The following is a 23056-nucleotide window of genomic DNA, read 5'->3' as shown; positions in this document are numbered from 1 at the left end:
TACGAGAAAAATCTTTAGGATTCAAGGAACATGATAAAACTCCGAACTTAGAAGTCGGAGCATCTTATAATTCCGTTTTTATCAGGTCCATCAGCTGGTTGCGATCTACAATCCACTGAGCCCGCTCGTCTTTTTCATAGGTCCGGTTGGACAAGAAAATGACTGCCTTTTGCTCCTTGCGATTGTACATGATAAAAGTTCCCGTGTAGCCAGTGTGATCCAGCCAGCCGTCTTCCAGATTCCAAGCTAGACTGCGCCTTTTGCCAGGATCCTTGGAAAAATTCTGGGTCAGATTGGACGCAAAGTTATCCTGCAGATAATGCTCCAAAAATATTTCCAAATCCTTGAGAGTTGAAAATAAGCCAGCACTGCCAGCATGGATGCCTAGAACACGCGCCTTGGGATCATGAACCTGACCATCCTGGACACCGCGAACGGTCGGTACAGCTCCTGGAACTGGTCCAAAGCCTGTCTCAGCCAAGCCCCAAGGCTGGAAAATCTGATCTTGAAAAATCTGGTCCAAAGCTTGACCATAGATTTCTTCCAGCATAAAACCCAAGAGCAAGAAATTCACATCTGTATAGCGAAAGGTCTTATCTTCAAGCACCGTCAAATGATTGAGTGCTGCTTTCAACTCGGGAGCTGTCAGTTGGTCACGATTGGGAATAAAGGGATCCAGCCCTGACGTGTGAGTCAAGAGTTGGCGCACAGTCACATCTTCTCGATGAAAGTCCGGATAATAGTGTTGCAAGGGCAAATCCAGATCCAGCTTTCCCTGCTCATATAAAAAGGCTACTATAGTCCCCACTCCGACCACCTTGCTGACGCTAGCCAGATCATAGACCAAGCCCGCTTGAGTGGCTTTTTTTTCTTGCGGATCAGCCAAACCAAAGTAGAATTCCTGCCACTGGCCAGCTTGATATAGGGCTAGGCTAGCCCCAGGATAGATTTCCTGATGAATCTGCTCTTGAATTTTCTCAAAAATTTTTTGCTTTGTCATGCTTGTTCAAACCACAAGTCAATCTGACTATCATCTGTCGCTAAAAGAAACTTCTTAGACTTAGGAATGAACAAATCACGCCCTTCAAGAAGCTCAGCCAATTGATTTACGTCAAAACGTTCTAGAGAAAACTTAATCATAGACAAGTCCCAAGTTGCTGCATTTTTAGCTAATAAATCCTGGCCTTCTTCCTCTTTAAACTCAATTGGTAGCGTATGGCCAAAAGGTTGATAATAAGTTTGAGCTACTGATTTATTTGGAACATTGAGAATCACTTTTTCAATATAAAATTGTGTTAAGCCAGTGAACTCAGCCTGTGTCTCAAATACAGGAATCTTTTCTAGAGCACGGAGTGTTTGAGAATCATCCTCAGCATGAACTAAGAAAGTATCTCCCTCTGGGGAAACAGCCTTGAAAGCATAGCCTTTCTCACCTTGGTAGACCTGTAAAACAGGATGTGCTTGTCCTAGCAAGGCTTCAATTTCTTTTGGCTCTTCAACCTTTATAGTAATCTGAGCTAGTTTTTTAGGGCCAACAACCTTACGCGAACGCGCGCCTGGTGATTCTTCAATCACTAATCTTTCGCTCTTTGTCTGATCTCCCAAACTGACACCTGGGCCTTCTTCCAACAGGTTTTTCATCCCTAATGTCTGACAATAAAATTCTAAGTTTAAACGACGATTGTTCGTTTTTAGTACTGGTACAGCCTTAATCGTTTGATGATTTCGTGTCATAAATTCCTCCAAGTCTCTTCTATTTTAGAGGATTTTCTCCTATTTGACAAATAATTATATAAAAAATTTAAAAAAACAAACACAAGCTTAAACAAAAAGTAGCAGGTCTTTCCCTGCTACTTGTAAATTAACAATAAACATTGTGAGCGACAACTAAACCATTGGCAGATTCAAATTCATACTGTAAGTAATTTTGATAAGTTCCAGGCGCTATAATCCCTCTTACATTCAAAATAGCAGTCCCAGCCTGACCAACAATCGAGTCTGCCAGCAAACAACAATTGGTCGAAAGAATAAAATAGCTTTTAAAATGGCTACTCTTGAATTTATAAAGCTCCGCCTCTAGCTTATGCTTTAATTTATAAGCATAGGTGGGACTACCATTAAGCTCCTGATCACTTGGTTCCCATGGATCTAGCAAGTCATCGATTTCCCTCAGACGCTTTTCAACGGCCTCTCTTTCCTGATCAGTTAAGGCCAGAGAATAGCCAAATAAGGTCTTTTTACTCTCTTTTTTACACAAATCGATATAAGCATCTTTATCCACTTTAAATAGTACCCCGTCACCAATGGTACCAAATAGTTTATGAGAAAAAGGATCATAACTGCCATAGGAAATCACCTTCCCCTTATAGCAAATATCAACATGACCAATCGCTCCAAACAGGTTTTCCTTAGAAGTATGAACAAGAACCTCTAAATCAGCCTGCTGCTCTCCTTTGAGGACCCGATAAACACTTGATAATTCCTGCTCCTTCGTCCCGCGCAAAAAATGGTTGAAGCGTTCCAGTTGTTCAAAAGGAATAAAGGCCGCTATGATGACGGGCAGATTGACCCGAAAATGCCTGCGTAAATGCTTTTTTTCCTTATCAAGGTCAAAGAAGAGTCCATCTCTCATATTGGAAATTCCAAGCAAAATCAAATAAATACCTAAAAATAAAAATTGCTGACGACCATCTGTAGCTGGCGAAAAAATGCTTGTTAGAGCTACCAGTCCCTGAAGAACCGCATCAAATAAATAATGAAAACCTCCCTTAGCCCGATCACAACGGTAGAGGTAATAAGTAATGGCATAAACCACAGCTGTCGCCAACTGATAAAGTCCTAAAATAATAATGACAACATTTACCGAAAGGTTACCAAGTTCATTCAAGCCTGCTAAAAGCAAGCCAAAGATGATTCTTAAAATCTCAGATGTCAGCGGGATATCTTTCTTACCAGCAAAAAAGTAGAGGATACTATTAAACAAGCCTACTAGAAAAAAATAGAGACTGAGCAAGTCCAGAGCCAGCTTTGTAAATCCTGCTCCATTTATGATAACAATCATTCCCAGTAGAATGGCTAAGAGACCGAAAAGCAAGGTCCGCCGTCCACTTAATCGATCCATTTTAAATGGGACAATCTTCATTCTCTTCCCTCCAGACTATACCTGTATTCTTCCTTACTATGAAAAGATAAGAAAGCAAAAATATATACCAAAATCACTTCTTTCCCTCTGCCTTCAAGTCAGCTAAGTCTTCTAAAAAAAGGGCTTGCGCCCTTTTAATTATCCATAGATAAATTTGTACAACATAACAGCGGTGATACCTGCAAGGATTGGTGCCACGACTGGTACCCAAGAATACCACCATTTTGAATCACCCTTGTGCTCTCCAAGAACAGACTTAGGCAAGATTTCATGAAGAATACGAGGTCCCAAGTCACGAGCTGGGTTCAATCCAGGACCAGTAGGTCCACCAAGTGAAGTAACCAAAGCCATCACAAGGAAACCAAGTGCCAAGTGCGCTACTGCTGATGAACCATTAGTTGTATTAGCCATTTGAAGCTTAATTTGTTGTGCGAATTCAGCTTTACTCATTTGCTGACCTAATTCAGCTAATTTATTTTGAAGAGAAGTTGTAAAAGTTGATTCGAGTTGTGCCCCAAAAAAGTTCTTTGTCATTGCAATTGCAGCAAAGAAAAGAACGAAGGAACCAATAAACTCATTTACAAAACCATTGATAGTTGCTGCTTTGCGAGACTCAGGTGTTCCATGATCAAGACTTGAAATTGTTGAGAAACTTCCCAAAATTGCATTTGGATTTGTTGTTTGCAAGTAGTAAGGACGGTGAGTCGCAACCACAAGAGCTTGACCGAAGATAGCTCCCAAAATCTGAGCTGCAATGTAAGGAGCAACATGTCCCCATTCAAAGTAGCCGCTGACAGCCAATCCCAAAGTAAAGGCAGGATTAATATGGTTTCCTGAAACATTTCCAAACATCAAAGCAGGAATCATAACACCCATTCCGTAACCAACTGCGATTACCAACCAACCGCTTTGATGACCTTTAGTACCTTTCAATTCAACGTTAGCTACCGCACCGTTTCCTAAAATAATCAAAATGGCCGTACCCAGAAATTCTGTGACGTATTTCGCCATCCATGTAACATCCATGTGTTCAATCTCCTTATAAAATTTTTAGACAAACTTTATTGTATCAGTTATAATGGAGAATGTAAAGGTCAATTTTATATAAATACAAAAAAGGAGTAGATTCATGCGTTACAACCAGTATAGTTACACAAAAGCAAGTGAAGAAGTTATGCTGGACGAATTGGCTCGTTTAGGATTCACTATCCAAGCAACTAATTCTCCTAAGGAAAACCTTCATCACTTTCTTCAAAAAGTTCTCTTTCGCTATCAGGACGTCAACTATGTCCTCTCTAGCTGGGTAGCCGACCGACAAACAGATCTGTTAACCTTCTTTCAATCAGACCAGCAACTGACTGAAGAGGTCTTCTATACCGTAGCCCTACAGGTCTTAGGTTTTGTTCCCTTCGTAGACTTTGACGATGTAACAGCCTTCTGCAAGGAAATTCATTTCCCAATCACTTATGGAAATATCCTCGAAAATCTTTATCAACTGCTCAATACTAGAACCAAGTTAGGGAATATTCTAATTGACCAGCTTGTCAGTGAGGGATTCATTCCAGAAAGCAATGACTACCACTTCTTCAACGGCAAAAGTCTAGCAACCTTCAGTAGCCATGAGGCCATTCGTGAGGTCGTTTATGTTGAATCCCGTGTGGACACAGATGGAGATGGCAAGCCGGATTTAGTCAAGGTTAGTATCATCCGCCCTTCTTATGAAGGGAAAATTCCAGCAGTCATGACTGCCAGTCCCTACCATCAAGGTACCAACGATAAAGCTAGTGATAAGGCTCTGCACAACATGAATGTAGACTTAGCCTGCAAAAGCCCTAGAACAATTACTGTTCAAGAATCTAGCATTCAAACAGTAGAACCCCAAGGACAGGCAACTTTAGTTGAGACAGCTGAAGAAAAGCTGGGCCATATCGGCAGTTACACCCTCAATGATTACCTCCTTCCTCGCGGCTTTGCCAATCTCTACGTATCTGGCGTTGGAACTAAGGATTCAGAAGGGATGATGACCAGTGGAGATTATCAGCAGATTGAAGCCTACAAAAATGTCATCGACTGGCTCAACGGTCGCTGTCGCGCCTTCACAGATCACAGTCGCCAAAGAGAAATCAAGGCAACTTGGTCTAATGGAAAAGTTGCCACAACTGGAATTTCTTACCTAGGAACCATGTCAAATGGTTTAGCAACAACGGGGGTAGACGGGTTAGAAGTCATCATTGCTGAGGCTGGTATTTCTTCCTGGTATAACTACTACCGTGAAAACGGACTTGTCACTAGCCCTGGTGGCTATCCAGGCGAAGATTTTGAATCACTGACTGAGCTGACCTATTCACGCAATCTCCTAGCTGGCGAATACCTACGTCACAATCAAGCTTACCAAGCCTACCTTGACCAGCAAAGAAAAGATTTGGAACGAGAAACTGGTGACTACAATCAATTTTGGCACGACCGCAACTACTTGATCCATGCAGATATGGTCAAGGCTGAAGTTGTCTTCACTCATGGCTCTCAAGACTGGAATGTCAAACCTCTCCACGTCTATAATATGTTCCATGCTCTGCCAGCTCATATCAAAAAGCACCTCTTCTTCCATAACGGTGCTCATGTTTATATCAACAACTGGCAGTCCATTGATTTTCGTGAAAGCATGAATGCTCTTTTATCCAAAAAGTTACTAGGGCATTCATCCGACTTTGACTTGCCACCTGTCATCTGGCAGGACAATAGCCAGGCGCAAAACTGGATGAGTCTAGATGATTTTGGAAATCAAGAGAACTACTCTCATTTCCATCTTGGTGAAGGCTCTCAAGAGATCCAAAATCGTTATTCAGACGAAGACTACAATCGCTTTGCCAAGAGTTATCAAGTTTTCAAAAATGAGCTATTTGAAGGCAAAACCCAGCAGATCACCCTTGATTGGACTCTGGAACAAGATCTCTTTATCAACGGGCCTGCCAAGCTCAATCTCCGCCTCAAATCTAGCACCAACAAAGGGCTCATCTCCGCCCAGCTTTTGGACTATGGCCCTGCCAAACGCCTAACCCCAATCCCAAGCCCCTTGGAACCAAGAGTGATGGATAACGGTCGCTACTATATGCTGGACAATCTGATGGAGCTTCCTTTTGCGGACACTCCACACCGCGTCATCACAAAGGGCTTCCTCAACCTGCAAAATAGGACTGACCTCTTAACTGTTGAAGAAGTAATCCCTAATCAATGGATGGAACTATCCTTTGAACTTCAGCCAACAATCTACAAACTGAAAAAAGGCGACCAACTGCGTCTCGTCCTCTACACTACTGATTTTGAGCACACTGTCCGCGATAAGACAGACTACCATCTAAGTGTTGATATGGAGCATTCTAGCTTGAGTCTGCCTCACAAGAAATCTTGATAAATAAAAAAATAAAAGCACAAGATGTGCTTTTATTTTTCTCGGATATAATTTTTTGCGTACTTATCGTAGTTTGGTTTTTCCTTACGATTCATTGCCAAAATCATTGTTCCTTCGAGATAGTTATCCTCTGAAGTTGGCTGTAACAGCACAGCAATGTTTTTGTCTGCATCAGGGAAAATAATTGAATATTTCTTCCCTTCCATTTCAATCACGATATATTGAACATTATTTTTAAATCCAACCTCTACCTGCTTATACTCTGCTTCTTGTCCATTCACACTGACCTTCTTGTCAGTAAAGGTTACTGTAGTATACTCATGGTTAGAATCCTGAACATTCCACTTGCCTTTAAGGTTTTGTTTGCTGTTGCATCCAGCTAAAATAAAGAGAGGAATCAAAAGACTAAGCAACAAAAGGCTCCATTTGTGTTTTTTCATTAAGAGATTTCTCCTATATCTAAATTTTTAAATATTCTATCATAATCTCAACTTTTTCGTCAACACTGCTTTGAAACGATTCTCTAAATTTTGAAGCAGATTCTTGCCACTTTTTTAAAAAATGATATAATTTGAAGAGTGTAGATTACCAAATGTTAATCCTCAAATAGGAAAGGAATTATAAAAATCTTATGATGAACATGCAATCAATGATGAAGCAAGCGCAAAAGCTTCAAAAGCAAATGGAACAAAGCCAAGCAGAATTGGCAGCTACTGAGTTTGTAGGCAAATCTGCTCAAGACTTAGTGACAGCAACTTTGACTGGCGATAAGAAAGTTGTAAAAATCGACTTCCAAACTGCTGTTGTTGATCCAGAAGATCTTGAAACCTTGTCTGATATGACTGTCCAAGCGCTTAACCATGCACTAGAGCAAATCGACGAAGCAACCAAAAAGAAAATGGGTGCCTTTGCAGGTAAACTGCCATTTTAATCACAAAACCCTCACTCTGGTTAGAGAGTGAGGGTTTTCTTTTAGCTTCCGGGAAAGTTCAAAAGATCAGCTGCTTTATTTTCTAATAAGGTTGAATATTTAGGATTATCCCTCAGCTCTTTAATCGAGCTTTGAATGTATTCAACATCGTCTGTGATAATCCCATCCACCCCTAGTCTAAAGGACTTAGCTACGGCATCTTCTGTATTAATGGTCCAAGTATAGAGTAGTTTGTCTGAACTCCATAGCTTATTGACAAAGTTCTCATCTAGGGTCGAATATTCCATGGTATAGCCAGATGCCTTGGTTCGAGGGAAAATGGTATTATAAGGTAAAATGAAGAAGGCTGGTATATCCTTATCATAATCCAGTATCTTATCTATCACTTGATAATCTAATGACTGCATTTGATGCCCATATATTTTGATATTAGCTGCATATTTCTTCAAGAAACGCTCCATCATATCTGAAGAGTCAAATTTACTAGTTTTAATTTCAATCAAAAGGCGCTGTCCCAGTTGATTGGCTCTTTTTAAATAAGCATCAAAACTTGAAATCTTAGTTCGATGGCCATTTTCCGAAATGTCTAGAGCTGTTAACTCTGCTAGAGTCAATTCCTGAGGATGTTTATCTACCCCTGCTAGGTCTTTTAAGGTGGCATCATGCATCATGACGAACTGACCATCTTTCGTCTCCTGGACATCCATTTCGATATAGTCTGGCTTGAGCAAGGCTGTTTTTTCTAAGGACTCAATTGTATTTTGTACCCCGTTTCCATTTGAAACTCCCCGGTGAGAGATGGTCAGAGGAATGGTTTCCAAAGGAAATTGCAGATAAACATAACCTTCTAATCCAAAAATCAAGCACGACGCTAGAAGTATCAAAGCCCGTAACCAAGGATTCCCCTTTTTTCGAGGATAGTCTGCCAGCGACTTATCAGTCAAGAAAGATAGAAACTTGATTAAAAAGTAGCTCAGCATGAAATAATAAGCCAGCTTCATGACTACAAAATTGAAAACTCCGACACCAAGACTAATTGCATTAGACTGATTATCCGCATATTTTTGAAGAAAGACAATACCAATGACAAAGAAGGCGTAGATAAACAAACTTTTGAAAACAATCCAAGATAGGTGCCATGAATAGAAAATGAGCCGTTTTCTGGTCTTATCTAGGCTAAATCGGATGGCTTCTCTAACAGAGATTCTTTCTGAAAAGATTTTGGGGATGGCAAACATAAAGCGCACCGCCATTAAGAATAGCATTATTGCTAGGATCCCTATCACCCAGCCCAAATAGTATTGATTACTCAGATATTCCTGTATAAACTCTGGAATTAAAATCTTATTGAGGTAGTATATTTTTAAAATCTGTCGGAAAAATGGAAAAAGAATCCCCATATAACATACAATAAAGAGGACCTTTCCTGGTCTAGCTCTTAGTAGCATAATCCAACTGTCTCTCAAAATCGCTTTAATAAAGCCCCAATGGGAACGTTCTTCCTTATCCAACAAGTTGCGTACGCCCATGAAGATAATGCCTGTCTGGAAATAAGCGACTAATAAATTGACCAAAAATAGGCCTAGAAACTGGGCAGTCACAAGCCAATTTGCTGTGAAAATACTTACAGCGTTGTTATAAGATAAGAATTCGTAGCCTGTCTGCTTGAGCAATGATTCAGCCGCCCAAGACGTAAAAGGAATCCAGGCAAATTCCATGGCCATAAAAACCATGAAAAAGAGTAACAAGATCTTATCTAAATTTCGATAGAGACGTTTGAAGCCTAACTTTTGCGGTTTCATCTTCATTCCTTCTTTTTTAAAACAATAAATCTCAGTTTTTCAACTGAGATTTTTCTTACTTCCCAAATAAACGCGCCCAGAATCCTTTGTTTTCCTGCTGTTGGACCTGCTCTTTTGCTTCGTCCAACTCTAACAGTAACGTTTCGCGCTCACTCATAGCCTTGGCTGTCAGCTGTTGTTGCTGATCCAGTTGCTTGTCCTTCTCCGCAATCTGAACGTCCTTAATCCGAAGTTGTTCGTCTTTGCGTTTTAATTGCTCATCTTTTGACTTGAGTTGATCATAGAGACGGAGAATCTCTGCATTTTTCTCGTCTACCAAAATTTCCATCAGTTCGCGCTGTTTGACGTCTTCGCTAACCGGTTCATCCTCAAAAATGGTCTTCTTGTATATCTCTTCCAGTTTAATTAATCCACTGCGAGTAACAACTGTTACTCCTTTTTCATTTTTTGTTGTATCTTCTTCTGGGAGAGCTTTGACACGATTGTTAATCGCTTGGCGACTAACTCCGAGAATCTCAGCTAACTCGCTGACTGTCTTTTCAATTGCCATAATTTCCTCAAATACTTTTTCTAGATATAGATACCTAAATCTTATCATATCAAGGCTTCCCTGTCAAATTTCCCAATATTTTCTAAGCTTAACTCCTATCCATTTTTCGCCCTTTTATGATACAATGAGACAGATTAGATTACTTTGAAAATGAATAAATCCACCAAGCTTAAAACGACCATTTAACTGCTCATTAGTGGACAATATTTCCTAAGAAACATTCACAATTAAACCTTGGCCAAACTTATCTCTGAAAGGATAACATAAATGAACCATTTTGACACAATCATCATCGGCGGAGGACCAGCTGGCATGATGGCTGCCATTTCCAGCTCTTTCTACGGACAGAAAACCTTGCTTATTGAGAAAAATAAACGACTAGGCAAGAAACTAGCCGGTACAGGTGGCGGACGTTGCAATGTGACCAATAATGGAGATTTGGATGACCTCCTGGCTGGTATTCCTGGTAACGGACGCTTTCTTTACAGCGTCTTTTCCCAGTTTGACAACCATGATATCATCAACTTTTTCACTGAGAATGGTGTCAAACTCAAGGTTGAAGACCACGGACGTGTTTTCCCAGCGACAGACAAGTCCCGCACCATTATCGAAGCTTTGGAAAAGAAAATTGCAGAGCTGGGCGGCACTGTCATCACCAACACCGAAATCGTCTCTGTCAAAAAAACTGATGACCTTTTCACTGTCAGATCCAGCGACCAGACTTGGACCTGCCAGAAATTGATTGTAACGACTGGCGGCAAGTCCTATCCTTCAACAGGCTCGACAGGCTTCGGCCACGATATTGCCCGACACTTCAAGCACACAGTAACTGACTTAGAAGCTGCTGAAAGTCCCCTTCTGACTGACTTCCCCCACAAAGCGCTTCAGGGGATTTCGCTGGACGATGTGACCCTAAGCTATGGTAAGCATGTCATTACTCACGACCTGCTCTTTACCCACTTTGGCCTATCAGGTCCGGCAGCCCTGCGCTTGTCTAGCTTTGTCAAGGGTGGCGAAACCATCTATCTCGATGTTCTTCCTCAGATGAGTCAGCAGGATTTGACAGACTTTTTAGAAGAAAATCGGGAAAAATCGCTGAAGAACTGCCTGAAAATCCTCCTGCCCGAGCGAATGGCAGACTTTTTTGCCCAGCCCTTTCCTGAGAAAGTCAAACAACTCAATCTCAGTGAAAAAGAAGCCCTCATCAAACAAATCAAAGAACTGCCCATCCCTGTCACTGGCAAAATGTCCCTGGCCAAATCCTTTGTAACCAAGGGCGGTGTCAGCCTCAAAGAAATCAATCCCAAAACTCTAGAAAGCAAGCTCGTTCCCGGCCTCCACTTCGCTGGGGAGGTCCTAGACATCAATGCCCACACGGGCGGCTTCAACATTACCTCTGCCCTCTGCACCGGCTGGGTGGCAGGGAGCTTGCATTATGAGTGATAGGTAAAATATTTAACAGATTAAAAAACTGGTCGAGGAAAATCCTCGCCAGTTTTTATTCTGCACCTGCCCGAACATAAGCAGCAATCACATCTGACGTATACTGAGCTGTGCCAACTCCAAATTTGTCGATGTTTTCCTTAAACTCTGGGTTATAGACATAGCCTTTACCGATATGACCAAAGACTTGTAGCGAGCAGTCAAAGCCATAAGTACGAATGGCTTGTAAAAGACGCCCTGCCTGCTCTTGATTTTCTGACGCTTCAACTGGCAAGCCTTGTCGCATATTCTCTGCCAGACTTTGAAAAACTTGATTGAAGGCTTCAGTAGATTCTTCTTCCCTTCCATTTTGACGAGTCAATGCTTCTGCCATAACTTCTTGACCGTATTCTTCGACAGCTTCTTGATGATATTTGTGATTGTCTTCGTAGGTAAAACCTGCGAATTTTTCTTTCATTGTCATTTTTCTTTCTCCTTTTTGAGCTTGAATTGTTTTTCGCAAGGTCGAAATCAAAGTATCCAAGCGGTCTCTTTCTTGCTCAAGACAATCCAACTGCCTTACCAGATGTGGCAATAGGGCATGATCGTCCTGACTCAAGAGCTCTGCTATTTTCTCCAAAGAAAAGCCCAGATACTTGTAGTAAAGAATGACTTGCAACCTCTCTAAATCAGCTTGGCTGTATGTCCGATAGCCATTTTCTGATTTAGCAGGTACTAAAAGCCCGATTTTGTCGTAGTGATGTAGAGTTTTGACGGAAACACCTGAAAGCTGTGCAGCTTCTTTAACATGAAACATGAAAGACCTCCTTGCTACTATAGTATAATCCCTAACCTTAGGGTAGGGTCAAGTGTTGTTAAAAAAACTCCCCACTTAGATTACAAGGGAGTTTCATAGCTTAGTTTTTAGTCAAAGAAAATTCAAAAGCATAATAATTTGAATAATCAAGAGGTTGATCAGCAGGACCAGTAAACATGACAGGTGTGAATTTACCATTTTCTAAAGTAAAGCCTGGCTCAGCTTTCCCTATACCACCAAGGCCTGTTATACCAGGAGTCAAGGCACTATATTCTCCTGAAACCAACTCCCACCGATAGAGGTTTTGACTGATTTTAATTGCTCTTGCAACAGCCTTTACATCGCTCTTTTGCCCATAACTGCTAAAGTTAGCCTGAGTCCAAATAGATCCATCTGCACCAACAGTCATTGTAATCTCCTCAGCTTGAGGGCTTCTTCCTTTCCAGGCACCAACCAATTCTGATGGAACAAGGGAGTCCGCTGTTGGAGTTTCCTTAGTGCTAGAACCGGATGAACTAGTTTGGCTAGATTTTGAAGCTTCCTCGCTAGAAGAGACTGAAGTTTGGCTGGATGAAGTTGATGACTCCTTGGAACTGCTCTTACTAGACTCACTAGACTTACTAGACTTACTAGACTTACTCGATTTGCTGACCTTATCACTGGATGAACTCTTTGTTGCGCTATCTTTTGGCGAACTGCATGCTACTAAAATAAATGACAAAGCTAGAAATAAAGATGCATAAAGGAGTTTTGACAATGATTTCACCATCATGGTTACCTCTTTTCTACGTTCTGAAATTATTATAGTTCTTTTTATTCAAAAAAATCAAGTTATTTTTGGAATTAGCTTAAGATCTTTACTTAGATAAAACCTTTTGTAAAAAATAACCAAACTAGGTAAAATCTATAAACACTTTATCAACTGCGAATAAGTTCAATCATCCTATTCCTTAAGATATGCAAAAGCAAGGGAGGATAAAGTGATTGATACTTCTTAAATAAAAAGTAAAAACAAAACCAAAGTATTTTTGAAATCTTTCCTAAATCAATAAAATGAGGAGACTGATTTTCTATTTACGAGAAACCATGGCAATAAAGCCCAGTTTTTCTTGATTCTTTTGGAACATCTTAAACATCTTCATAAATTGGCTGTAGTTCTCTTTCTTAAGAGCATTAAAGCAGATTTTCAGAGTGCCACCCAGTCCTTCGTCATATATCATGCCTCGAAGGCTCATCAAGGTCATTTCGCCGACAAAGGTATCTACACGATCAAACGAGTGAGATCGCGCCAACTGAATCCAAGATCCTTCTGTCAACGGACCAACATTGACATTAATTGCGCGAGACAACTCTTCTCTGACAGCTTCATCTTTTTGCTTAAGCATGACATCATGAGTCAGAAGCACACCGCCTGGCTTCAGCACTCGGTAGTACTCTTCCATACATTTAGCTTTCCCCTTCTCTGTCTGCATGGTCAGCATGGCTTCATTGATAACGATATCAAATGAATTGTCATCATAAGGCAGCTTCATAGCGTTGGCTTGTTTAAATGTGACGAGTTCACCAACACCAGCCTTTTCTCCATTAAGCCGAGCTTGCTTCAAGGCAGACTGATCTAAGTCTATAGCTGTAATTTGGCAACCATATTTTTTTGCTAATTCAATCGTTGTAGTTCCCATATTGCAGGCAACTTCAAGAACCTTTTTATCACTGGAAAATTTCCCTTGCTCTATCAACCAGTCCGTTGCTAGCTTACCTCCGGGTCGAAGACGCTTCTTTCCTAATTTTGCTAAAAATTTATGACCTGCTTCTGCCATAATCCACCTCCTTAGTCTAACAACACCATTATACCACTATTATGAAATTTTCTGACATTTCTAATAATAAAAAATCTCTCTACCTGAGATAGAAAGATTTAGAAGTTATTAGATCATTTGAACTACTAAGCGTATTAGAGCAACTAAAATCACGCCACAAACCACTGTCAAAATTAAGTTTTTATACTTAAATGCTATGTAAGTTGTTGGAAAAATCGCTAGCAAATCCAGCCATTTAAAACTTGGCAGCTGACCTGTTTTAGCATTGGTGACACTGGACAGGATAAGAGCAAAGATAATGGAAACAGGCAGATATTTGAGGAAACGCTCTGCCATAGGCGGAAGCCCCTTGTACTTGACTAGGATAAAGGGTAAAACCCGCGGAATCCAAGTGACTAGGGCTGACAAAAGAATAGCCAGCAAAATATACTTACTTATCATCCAAAATCACCCCCACCGTACAGCCTAGCAAGGTTGCAAAAAGCACCGCCAGCGAATTTTGAAGTAGCATAGTTAGGACTAAGTAGGCAAGGCCCACAACACCCAGAACTAAAAAGAGCTTCTTTATCTTGACCCGTCGCAGCATGATTGTAAACTGAGAAGAGAAAATACCGATAAACATGGAGACTAGGGCAAAGTCCAGGCCAAAGCTCTCAGGATTGGGCAGAAGGGCACCGAGGGCTGTTCCTAAAATAGTACCCAAAATCCAAGAAGTATAACTCATGAAATTGTTACCCATCATCCAGCTAGCCGCAATCTCTTTTGTGTGCACCTGCTCTCCCATCAAGACTCCATAAGATTCATCCGTCAAAAAAGAGCCAATGACAATGTTCTGAGCTAAGCTAGACTTACGAAAAAAGGTTGATGCATGCAGACAGAGCAAAAGATGCCGGATATTGATGAGAAAAACAGTCAGTGCGATAGCCAAGACAGGCGCCTGCTGGGCAAATAAGCCAATCATAGCAAACTGGGCACTACCGGCATAAACCAGAATACTCATCACCCCCATCTCCAAGGGATTCATATGAGGTGCCGCCATGATGCCACAAGCTAGACCAATTCCAATATAGCCCAGAGCCGTTGGCACTGCCGCTTGTGCCCCTTGTTTAAATGTCTGTCCGCGCATTCTTCTCCTTTACTCCATCGTTTCAAAAGCCAGACTCGGCTTAGCATTCAGATCCAAACTGGCAAAATTCTTCTTGTTCCATTCACTGACACTAGCATAAGCAATCATACCAGCATTGTCACCGCAAAGGCGAAGAGGCGGAATAATCACCTTAACATCCTGAATCTCAGCTGCCAAGCGTTCTCTCAGCCCTTGATTGGCCGCAACACCGCCCGCAACGACCAGAGTCTTGACTGGATATTTTTCCAGTGCTTTCTTAGTCTTGGCCATGAGAATATCCATGACCGCTGCCTGAAAGCTTGCTGACAAGTCTTGATTAGATAAGACCTCTCCCTTTTGCTGAGCATTGTGGTGCAGGTTGATAAAGGCCGACTTAAGGCCGGAAAAAGAAAATTCCAGATTGTCTTCCTTGATCATTGCTCGCGGAAAATCATACATATCCCGTCCTTGATGAGCCAGCTGATCAATCTCCCGACCTGCTGGATAGGTCAGCCCCATGACTCGACCGACCTTATCATAGGCTTCACCGACTGCATCATCGCGAGTTTCCCCCACAATCTTATAGTCACCAGCCTGACTGACATAGACCAGCTCAGTGTGACCACCGCTGACCAAGAGAGCCAGTAAGGGAAACTCTAAGGGTTCCACGCTCTGGGCTGCCATCAGATGCCCAGCCATATGATTGACTGGAATCAAGGGAATATCATGAGCCCAGGCAAAGGACTTGGCCGCCGCCAAGCCGACCAGAAGCGCCCCGACCAGACCAGGACCGTAGGTGACGGCCACCGCTGTGACTTGCTCTTCGCTAATCCCTGCTTCTGCCAAGGCTTCCTCTATACAAACCGTAATGACCTCCACATGGTGGCGGCTGGCTACTTCCGGTACCACTCCGCCAAAACGCTTGTGGCTCTCAATCTGGCTGGCAATAACATTGCTCAAAAGCTCAGTCTCATTCTTCAAAACCGCCACACTGGTCTCGTCACAAGACGTCTCAAAAGCTAAAATATATCTATCTTTCATGGATCTCTCTTTTCATGACAATCGCATCTTCCACCGGCGCATGGTAGTAGGCCTTCCGCCGTGCGATTTCTTCAAATCTTTCTTTTTTGTAAAATAGCAGAGCTGGCTTGTTGGACTCCCTCACTTCAAGGAAAATTTCTTTATCTGCTGGCAAAAAGTCAAACAAGGCTGTCGCGATTTTCTGCCCCTGATAGCTAGGCAATACAGCAATCTGCAGGACTTCTGCTTCAAAGTCTGTCTCCTGCCAGACTAAAAAACCGACAAGTAGCCCCTCATCTTCTGCTAGCGCACAGCTGTTCACATCCGAACGCAGAACCTCTGCCACTTGGTTCGCCGTCCAAGGACTGACCTCATAGACTGCAAGTAAGAGCTGTTCCAGCTCTTCAGCCAAAACTGCCACGTCCACATCCGAGTTAGCGCTCCATTTTTTCATCTCAATCATAGGCGCTGAATGTAAGAATCGCTGGATTCCTGATGGGTCTTGAGCCAATTTTCCTCGGCTTCTACTCGCTTAAGGTAGTTAGGGACAAAATCATGAATGGACTGGGCTGGCAAGTCTAGACCGAGACGACCAATAGCTGCGGCATCTGGCAAAGTTGACTGAATGGCAGCCTGAGGAAGAGCATCTTTGATCTGCTCCGCAAAAGTTGCTGTCTCTCCGACAAAGGTGACTGGCTGGTCAGCAGCGCCAGCTATTCCCAAAACCTCTGCCAAAGGTAGATGAGCTTCCGGCCGTACAGCCTGACCAGACTGGTAAAAGCCAGCATAGACATTATTGCGACGGGCATCTACGATGGGAATGACCAAGCCTTCCACCTGCTCTGGGACTAGAGCCAGTAAACTAGACACACCGACCAGCTCAATTTTGAGGGTATGCGCCAAAGTCTTGGCTGTCGCCACCGCAATTCTCAGACCTGTGTAGCTGCCTGGCCCCTGAGCCACCGCGATCCGATCCAAATCCGTCGGTTTCATGTCCAAACTATTCATGAGAAAATCAATAGCCGGCATAAGGGTGATGCTATGATTTTTCTTGATATTGAGCGTTGTCTGAGCCAATAGATGCTCATCTTCTAAAATAGCTAGAGACAGTGCTTGATTAGAAGTATCAAAAGCTAATAATTTCATTCTTATCTTTTCCTTACTCGATTGTCTGCATTATATTATACTAGAAAGAGAGGGATTTTCCAACTTCTTTCCCCTTTAGGTAGAAGGGAAAAATGAAAACGGCTTCCTCTTCTTTTTGGATTTCTAACTTTTACTAATACCGTATTTTATGATATAATTGTTATAATTGTAACGAATCAAGATTAATCTATTACCCAGAAAACTAAATATAAAAAAACAGCTGATAACTTGGCTGCATGTTTGTTGTAGATTAATCGTGAAATGAAAGGAAATAGAATGATTTACAAAGTTTTTTATCAAGAAACAAAAGACCGTAGCCCACGTCGTGAAAACACTCGCTCTCTTTACTTGGAAGTTGAAGCAAATAACGAACTCGAGGGACGCATTAAAGCCCGTAAATTGGTTGAAGAAAATACTGATTACAACATTGAATTTATCGAACTCTTGTCTGACAAACACTTAGAATACGAAAGAGAGTCAGGCACTTTTCAAGTAACGGAGTTTTAAACCATGTCCTATACTTTAAAACCAAAAGAAGTTGGCGTTTTTGCCATTGGTGGTCTAGGAGAAATTGGTAAAAACACCTACGGAATCGAATATCAAGACGAGATTATTATCGTTGATGCAGGTATCAAATTTCCAGAAGACGATCTTCTCGGGATTGACTATGTCATCCCCGATTACTCCTATATTGTAGAGAATATCGACCGTGTCAAAGGTGTTCTTATTACTCACGGTCACGAAGACCACATCGGTGGTATCCCATTCTTGCTTAAACAGGCTAATGTACCTATTTATGCTGGACCTCTGGCACTAGCCCTTATTCGTGGCAAATTGGAAGAGCACGGACTTTTACGTGATGCCAAACTCTACGAAATTAACCAAAACACTGAACTGAAATTTAAAAACCTTAAAGCAACTTTCTTCCGTACGACCCACTCTATCCCAGAGCCTTTAGGAATTGTGATCCATACTCCTCAAGGTAAGATTGTCTGTACCGGTGACTTTAAGTTTGACTTTACTCCAGTCGGCGAACCAGCTGACCTGCACCGTATGGCAGCTCTAGGTGAAGAAGGGGTTCTCTGTCTCCTCTCTGACTCGACCAATGCTGAAGTTCCTACTTTTACTAATTCTGAAAAAGTGGTCGGACAATCGATTATGAAGATTATCGAAGGCATTCATGGACGCATCATCTTTGCCTCCTTTGCCTCAAACATCTTCCGTCTTCAACAAGCTGCAGAAGCTGCGGTAAAGGCTGGACGCAAGATTGCGGTCTTTGGTCGATCTATGGAAAAAGCGATTGTTAACGGGATTGAATTAGGCTATATCAAGGTTCCTAAAGATACCTTCATTGAGCCAAATGCTATCAAAGACTACCCTGCTAGTGAAGTCCTGATTATGTGTACTGGAAGTCAGGGTGAGCCTATGGCAGCCTTGTCACGTATTGCTAACGGTACTCACCGTCAGGTTCAGCTACAGCCTGGAGATACAGTCATCTTCTCATCTAGCCCTATCCCTGGTAATACGACTAGCGTTAACAAGCTGATTAATATTATCTCTGAAGCTGGTGTAGAGGTTATTCATGGTAAGATTAACAACATCCACACCTCTGGACACGGTGGCCAGCAAGAGCAGAAACTTATGCTCCGCTTGATCAAGCCTAAATATTTCATGCCAGTCCACGGTGAATACCGCATGCAGAAAGTCCATGCTGGGCTAGCCGTTGATACTGGAGTTCCAAAAGACAATATCTTCATCATGAGCAACGGCGATGTGCTAGCTCTGACAGCTAATTCTGCCCGCATAGCTGGTAGCTTCAATGCCCAAGATATCTATGTCGATGGTAACCGTATTGGTGAAATCGGTGCTGCTGTCCTGCGCGACCGTAAAGACCTGTCAGAAGACGGGGTCGTACTTGCTGTCGCAACAGTCGACTTTGAATCACAAATGATTCTAGCAGGCCCAGATATTCTCAGCCGTGGCTTCATCTACATGCGTGAGTCTGGTGATTTGATTCGCCAAAGTCAGCGTCTTCTTTTCAATGCTATCCGCATTGCCCTCAAAAATAAAGATGCCAATATCCAGTCTGTCAACGGTGCTATCGTCAACGCCCTTCGTCCTTTCCTTTATGAAAATACTGAGCGCGAACCAATTATTATTCCGATGGTGCTTACACCAGACGAAGACAACTAAAAAATAGCTTTGCCACTTGGGCAAAGCTCAGATTGAAGACAAACATCGTTTGAGTGTTTGTCTTTTTATATCTTCAGCGCTACTATTCTCAAAATAGGCTGGAATCTTTATCAAAATAGTTTTCAGCGAAAAATAAAAAGGCTTCCCCGCCATCATTTTTACCAATTTTTTGATATTCAGGCATGCCAAAGTAAGTCCAACTTTTGCCTTCATTTTGGACTTACCTACTTCTCTCGTATAACGTAGATTGTGGTATTCTTTGGCCGTGCCAAAAAGCCGCTCCACCGTTTCTTTACGTTTCTGGTAAAGTTCCTTGCTTCCCTTTTGATGCCGAATCTCCTCACAAATCTCTAAATACTCCCTCCAAATATGGCGAGTAACGACTTTCTGTTTCTTTTTACTTTCTGTGCAACTGGATAACAGAGGACAAATTGCGCAAATCTTAGGATCACTTTTATACTCACGATAGCCATCGCGATTTGTTGTAGAGTAAGCTAACACTTGATTTTCAGGGCAAAGATAACAGTCATAGTAGTCATCATAGATAAAGTCCTTAGGGCGAAGCTTCCCTTTCTTTCCACGAGGGCGAGTATAAGGGAATACAGGTGTAATATTTTGGTCAAGGAGGAATTTTGCAATACTTGGAGTCTTGTAGCCAGAGTCGGCGATAAGGTAGTCAGATTGGAGCCTTTCCAACTGTTCAAAAAGTGCAAGAAAAGCCTGACTGTCATGCACATTGCCAGCATCGATACTATAAGCTAGTGCCCATCCATGCTTATCGCATCCTACTTGGGCATTGTAGGCGAACACTTCCTTATGCTCCCCTTGTGAAACCAACCACTTTCAGGGTCTGTAGTAGAATTCTTCTTCGGTTCAGCCTCGCTTTCTTTTGCGGGCCCGAGAGACTTTTTTCAGTACTTTTTCCGATCTAAGCCAATCTCAACTTCCAGTTGCTCACTCATAAACCTAGCTTGCTTGTCTAGAACTTGATGAGTATATTTATGGTTATTGGCTGTGGCCTTGATATGAGTCCCATCAATAAAAATCTCAGTCGGGTCAATCAAACCTTGCCCCCATACAATGGATAGGACATAATGAAAAAATTCCTCGATTACTTCCTTATCTTGAAAACGACGATTGTAATTTTTGCCATAAGTGGTAAAATGAGAAACCTTATCGTTTAAACTCAAACCCAAAAACCAGCGATAGGAGGGATTGACCTCAATGTCCCTGATAGTTTGGCGCATGGAACGTATACCGTAGAAACATTGGATGAGAGGGATTTTAACTAGCATAACAGGGTCTAAACTAGGACGACCTTTATCTTCAGAATAAGTATCTGCGACTAAGTCATAGATGAAGGAAAAATCGATCACTTGCTCAACCTGACGAAGAAAATGGGCTTGCGGAACGAGTTCATCTAGCGTGTAAAAACCAACTTGATTGCGGTTGTAGTCTAGATTTTCTTTGTGAAACATAGGGAACACCTCACAACTTTTCTTACCTCTATTATACGACTTTACACAAAGAAAAGCCCTTAGAAATTTGTAGTTCTAAGGATTTTGTCTTCAATCTGAAAGAACAATTTCAACTGTTCTTTTTTTGTACTTATTTTTATGAACCAACCACTACTCTTTCTCTTTATTAAACTTCACGCCGCTTCCGATACTTGACTTCAAAACCACTCTAAAAAATATCGAAAAGAAGTTTGATATTGAGAATGGTTAAGATAATGGAAACTGCGTAACCTAGGATTGTGTTCCACTTGGCATTAGTAAATTCTCCCATCAGTGACTTCTTAGAGGTTAGATAAATCAAGGGGAAAATTGAAAACGGAAGAGCGATTGAAAGAAAGACCTGTGAATAGACCAATAACTGATCCAAGGTTTTTTCTTGATGCCCAAACAAAACGGCGACTATAATCACAGGTAGCAAGGCAAAAATACGTGTACCGATACGGATAAGCCACTGAGGCAATCTTAGATGTAAGAAACCTTCCATGACAATCTGTCCTGTCAAGGTACCTGTAATGGTCGAATTCTGGCCACTTGCTAAGAGGGCTAAAGCAAACAAAGTTGACAGAATTGAGCTAGCTATCGCTCCTGCTATCGTCGAATCCTGTAAAGCATTGTACATTTGGGAGAAAGCTGAAATTTCAGATGCATGACCAAAAAAGAGGGAGGCACCTAAAATGAGAAGCAAGGAATTTACAATAAAGGCTAGAGACAACTGAAGATTTGAATCCCAGGTCATAAAGCGCACTGCTTTTCGAACATCCTTCTTATCTTTGTGATTTATTTTCCTTGTCTGGGATAGAGAGGAATGAAGATAGAGATTATGGGGCATGACTGTCGCACCTACAATCCCTAGAGCCAAGGTCAATTGACTTTCATGACCTGGTAACGGTGTTTCAAATAAAGTTGAAGTTGGTAAATAACCACCAATAATCCCTTGGATACTTGGATTGGATAAGGCCACAAGATAGGTAAAGATGGCTAATATGGTTAAAATAAGGGTCGTAACAATAGCTTCAATTTTTTTGAAACCAAATTTCATCAATAAAAGTAATAAAAATACATCTAAAACGGTTAGAAGGATAGCAATCATAATCGGTATTTTAAACAAAAGATTTAAGGCAATCGCTGAACCTAGAACCTCAGCCAAGTCTGTCGCCATTAAAGCCAATTCTAAAATCACCCACAAACTATAGCGAAGCCACTTGGGAGCATGATGAGCTGTTGCCTGCGCTAGGTCCATCCTAGTCACGATACCGAGCTTTCCAGCCATCTGTTGTAACTGCATAGCAATGATGGATGAAATCAAAATAACAAATAAAAGACTGTACTTGTAGGAGGCACCACCAACCACGCTGGTGATCCAGTTTCCTGGATCCATGTAGCCAACTGCCACAAGTGCACCAGGTCCTAAGAATGCTTTTAGATTTTGCCAAAAATGATTGTTATTTGGAGTCTCAATAGATTGATTGATCTCAGAAAGAGAGACTTTTTCATAAGAGGACATAGGGATTTCCCACTTTCTAATCTGTCTTTACATATTTCTTAATATAATATTTTTTGAAAGAATGATGAAAATAGTTTACCTATTTCCAATTCACCCTTATTATATCACATTTTGTAATGATTCCTAAGAAAAGAAATGATAGTTGAAATAGGCAATATCAGTATTGTAAAAGCCAGCGTTTTTTGTAAACTTTAATGGTGTTTGGCAATTGACTTCCATCTATTTGAAACAAGCTCAGCCTAATCTCTTAATAAAATGATATTTGGTAATGCCCTTTTGTGGGACATCTGCTAGACTAGCGTAGATTTCATAACCTTGTTTGAGGTAAAAATCCTTGGCCTGATAGGATTTGGTGGATAAAGTAATACTAGTTGCTCCTGCTTCTGCAGCCTTTTCTTCTAATTCTGACAATAGAGATGCTCCCAAGCCTTTTTTCTGGTACGCTTTATCCACCACCAAAGCCTTGATATGAATATTTTCTAATACCTGCTGGCCATGGAGCAAGGCAATTAATCGACCATCCTCCTCCCGCGTCAGATAATAATCTCTGGGCTCTAGTTTTTCAAGCATGTCTGGACCAAAGCAGACTTCATATTGCTCATCAAAAACCCGCTTAATAAAATCATCAAATTTTTCCATCTTTCTCCTCCTCCACGAAAAAGCAGGGGACTTTCAGGCCAC

22 protein-coding genes and 1 pseudogene are annotated in these 23056 nt (G+C 41.6%); 5 read left to right on the top strand and 18 right to left on the bottom strand.

Going from position 1 to position 23056, the window contains the following annotated elements; genetic code table 11:
• Positions 1-64: 64 nt before the first annotated feature.
• From AWH02_RS04245 to gla, 4 genes are all read right to left on the bottom strand, one after another.
• On the bottom strand, positions 65-1000 hold the full coding sequence (locus tag AWH02_RS04245; protein ID WP_060553159.1) for a serine hydrolase domain-containing protein: 936 nt from the start codon (positions 998-1000) through the stop codon (positions 65-67).
• Positions 997-1734 carry a CppA N-terminal domain-containing protein gene (locus tag AWH02_RS04240; protein WP_060553160.1) on the bottom strand — a complete coding sequence of 246 codons (738 nt, stop codon included), beginning with the start codon at positions 1732-1734 and terminating at the stop codon, positions 997-999. The genes AWH02_RS04245 and AWH02_RS04240 overlap by 4 nt, the downstream gene beginning before the upstream one ends.
• Positions 1735-1861: 127 nt before the next feature.
• Positions 1862-3142, bottom strand: a complete 1281-nt coding sequence (locus tag AWH02_RS04235) for a hypothetical protein (protein ID WP_060553161.1) — start codon at positions 3140-3142, stop codon at positions 1862-1864.
• A gap of 138 nt (positions 3143-3280) precedes the next feature.
• Positions 3281-4153 carry an aquaglyceroporin Gla gene (gene gla / locus AWH02_RS04230; RefSeq protein WP_398576917.1) on the bottom strand — a complete coding sequence of 291 codons (873 nt, stop codon included), beginning with the start codon at positions 4151-4153 and terminating at the stop codon, positions 3281-3283.
• Positions 4154-4271: 118 nt separating this feature from the next.
• Between gla and AWH02_RS04225 the strand changes: the two genes are divergently transcribed.
• On the top strand, positions 4272-6551 hold the full coding sequence (locus AWH02_RS04225) for a Xaa-Pro dipeptidyl-peptidase (RefSeq protein WP_060553163.1): 2280 nt from the start codon (positions 4272-4274) through the stop codon (positions 6549-6551).
• 32 nt (positions 6552-6583) lie between these two features.
• Here AWH02_RS04225 and AWH02_RS04220 read toward each other — a convergent pair whose 3' ends face one another.
• A complete protein-coding gene (locus AWH02_RS04220; protein ID WP_008808251.1) occupies positions 6584-6991 on the bottom strand; it encodes a glycosyl transferase in 408 nt (135 codons plus the stop codon).
• A 191-nt stretch (positions 6992-7182) separates the two neighbouring features.
• Here AWH02_RS04220 and AWH02_RS04215 point away from each other — a divergent pair, with 191 nt between their 5' ends.
• Complete coding sequence (locus AWH02_RS04215) at positions 7183-7482, top strand: YbaB/EbfC family nucleoid-associated protein (protein WP_048777428.1); 300 nt, start codon at positions 7183-7185, stop codon at positions 7480-7482.
• A gap of 41 nt (positions 7483-7523) precedes the next feature.
• On the opposite strand, the gene AWH02_RS04210 is transcribed toward AWH02_RS04215, so the two are convergent.
• Together AWH02_RS04210 and AWH02_RS04205 are read right to left on the bottom strand one after the other, a co-directional pair.
• The gene (locus AWH02_RS04210) at positions 7524-9284 is read right to left on the bottom strand and encodes a glycerophosphoryl diester phosphodiesterase membrane domain-containing protein (protein WP_060553164.1); all 1761 of its coding nucleotides are present in this window, start codon (positions 9282-9284) and stop codon (positions 7524-7526) included.
• Between the two features lie 55 nt (positions 9285-9339).
• On the bottom strand, positions 9340-9834 hold the full coding sequence (locus AWH02_RS04205; protein WP_008808248.1) for a DUF536 domain-containing protein: 495 nt from the start codon (positions 9832-9834) through the stop codon (positions 9340-9342).
• Between the two features lie 267 nt (positions 9835-10101).
• On the opposite strand from AWH02_RS04205, the gene AWH02_RS04200 reads away from it, so the two are divergent.
• Complete coding sequence (locus tag AWH02_RS04200; RefSeq protein WP_060553165.1) at positions 10102-11277, top strand: BaiN/RdsA family NAD(P)/FAD-dependent oxidoreductase; 1176 nt, start codon at positions 10102-10104, stop codon at positions 11275-11277.
• Positions 11278-11332: 55 nt separating this feature from the next.
• Here AWH02_RS04200 and AWH02_RS04195 read toward each other — a convergent pair whose 3' ends face one another.
• From AWH02_RS04195 to tsaB, 8 genes are all read right to left on the bottom strand, one after another.
• Entirely contained in the window at positions 11333-12073 is a 741-nt protein-coding gene (locus tag AWH02_RS04195) for a MerR family transcriptional regulator (protein ID WP_060553166.1), read from the bottom strand.
• 100 nt (positions 12074-12173) lie between these two features.
• Positions 12174-12845: a hypothetical protein gene (locus AWH02_RS04190; RefSeq protein WP_060553167.1), complete on the bottom strand. Its 672-nt coding sequence runs from the start codon at positions 12843-12845 to the stop codon at positions 12174-12176.
• A 298-nt stretch (positions 12846-13143) separates the two neighbouring features.
• On the bottom strand, positions 13144-13890 hold the full coding sequence (locus AWH02_RS04185) for a class I SAM-dependent methyltransferase (RefSeq protein ID WP_045505362.1): 747 nt from the start codon (positions 13888-13890) through the stop codon (positions 13144-13146).
• A gap of 108 nt (positions 13891-13998) precedes the next feature.
• Positions 13999-14331 carry an AzlD domain-containing protein gene (locus AWH02_RS04180; protein WP_060553168.1) on the bottom strand — a complete coding sequence of 111 codons (333 nt, stop codon included), beginning with the start codon at positions 14329-14331 and terminating at the stop codon, positions 13999-14001.
• Complete coding sequence (locus AWH02_RS04175) at positions 14321-15016, bottom strand: AzlC family ABC transporter permease (RefSeq protein ID WP_060553169.1); 696 nt, start codon at positions 15014-15016, stop codon at positions 14321-14323. Before AWH02_RS04175 ends, AWH02_RS04180 begins: the two co-directional genes overlap by 11 nt.
• Positions 15017-15025: 9 nt before the next feature.
• Complete coding sequence (tsaD, locus tag AWH02_RS04170) at positions 15026-16036, bottom strand: tRNA (adenosine(37)-N6)-threonylcarbamoyltransferase complex transferase subunit TsaD (RefSeq protein ID WP_060553170.1); 1011 nt, start codon at positions 16034-16036, stop codon at positions 15026-15028.
• Entirely contained in the window at positions 16026-16478 is a 453-nt protein-coding gene (rimI, locus tag AWH02_RS04165; RefSeq protein WP_060553171.1) for a ribosomal protein S18-alanine N-acetyltransferase, read from the bottom strand. Before rimI ends, tsaD begins: the two co-directional genes overlap by 11 nt.
• Positions 16475-17161, bottom strand: a complete 687-nt coding sequence (gene tsaB, locus AWH02_RS04160; RefSeq protein ID WP_060553172.1) for a tRNA (adenosine(37)-N6)-threonylcarbamoyltransferase complex dimerization subunit type 1 TsaB — start codon at positions 17159-17161, stop codon at positions 16475-16477. The genes rimI and tsaB overlap by 4 nt, the downstream gene beginning before the upstream one ends.
• 276 nt (positions 17162-17437) lie before the next feature.
• Between tsaB and AWH02_RS04155 the strand changes: the two genes are divergently transcribed.
• Both AWH02_RS04155 and rnjA read left to right on the top strand, forming a co-directional pair.
• Complete coding sequence (locus AWH02_RS04155) at positions 17438-17668, top strand: DNA-dependent RNA polymerase subunit epsilon (protein ID WP_060553173.1); 231 nt, start codon at positions 17438-17440, stop codon at positions 17666-17668.
• 3 nt (positions 17669-17671) lie between these two features.
• Positions 17672-19354, top strand: coding sequence for a ribonuclease J1 (gene rnjA, locus AWH02_RS04150; RefSeq protein ID WP_011999752.1), 1683 nt, complete (start codon positions 17672-17674; stop codon positions 19352-19354).
• Here rnjA and AWH02_RS10655 read toward each other — a convergent pair.
• The 3 genes and pseudogenes from AWH02_RS10655 to AWH02_RS04130 all read right to left on the bottom strand — a co-directional run bounded on the left by AWH02_RS10655 (position 19332) and on the right by AWH02_RS04130 (position 23014).
• Positions 19332-20832 (bottom strand): annotated as a pseudogene (locus tag AWH02_RS10655) (IS1182 family transposase). The gene rnjA and the pseudogene AWH02_RS10655 overlap by 23 nt on opposite strands.
• Positions 20833-21040: 208 nt before the next feature.
• A complete protein-coding gene (locus AWH02_RS04135) occupies positions 21041-22375 on the bottom strand; it encodes an Nramp family divalent metal transporter (RefSeq protein WP_002896638.1) in 1335 nt (444 codons plus the stop codon).
• A gap of 234 nt (positions 22376-22609) precedes the next feature.
• Positions 22610-23014, bottom strand: a complete 405-nt coding sequence (locus AWH02_RS04130; RefSeq protein ID WP_048778117.1) for a GNAT family N-acetyltransferase — start codon at positions 23012-23014, stop codon at positions 22610-22612.
• Positions 23015-23056: the final 42 nt, after the last annotated feature.

Origin of the sequence: Streptococcus gordonii, assembly GCF_001553855.1 — a bacterium.
Taxonomy (GTDB): domain Bacteria; phylum Bacillota; class Bacilli; order Lactobacillales; family Streptococcaceae; genus Streptococcus; species Streptococcus gordonii.
Note: the sequence above shows the minus strand (reverse complement) of the source record. Positions and strands in the feature narration are given on the sequence as shown.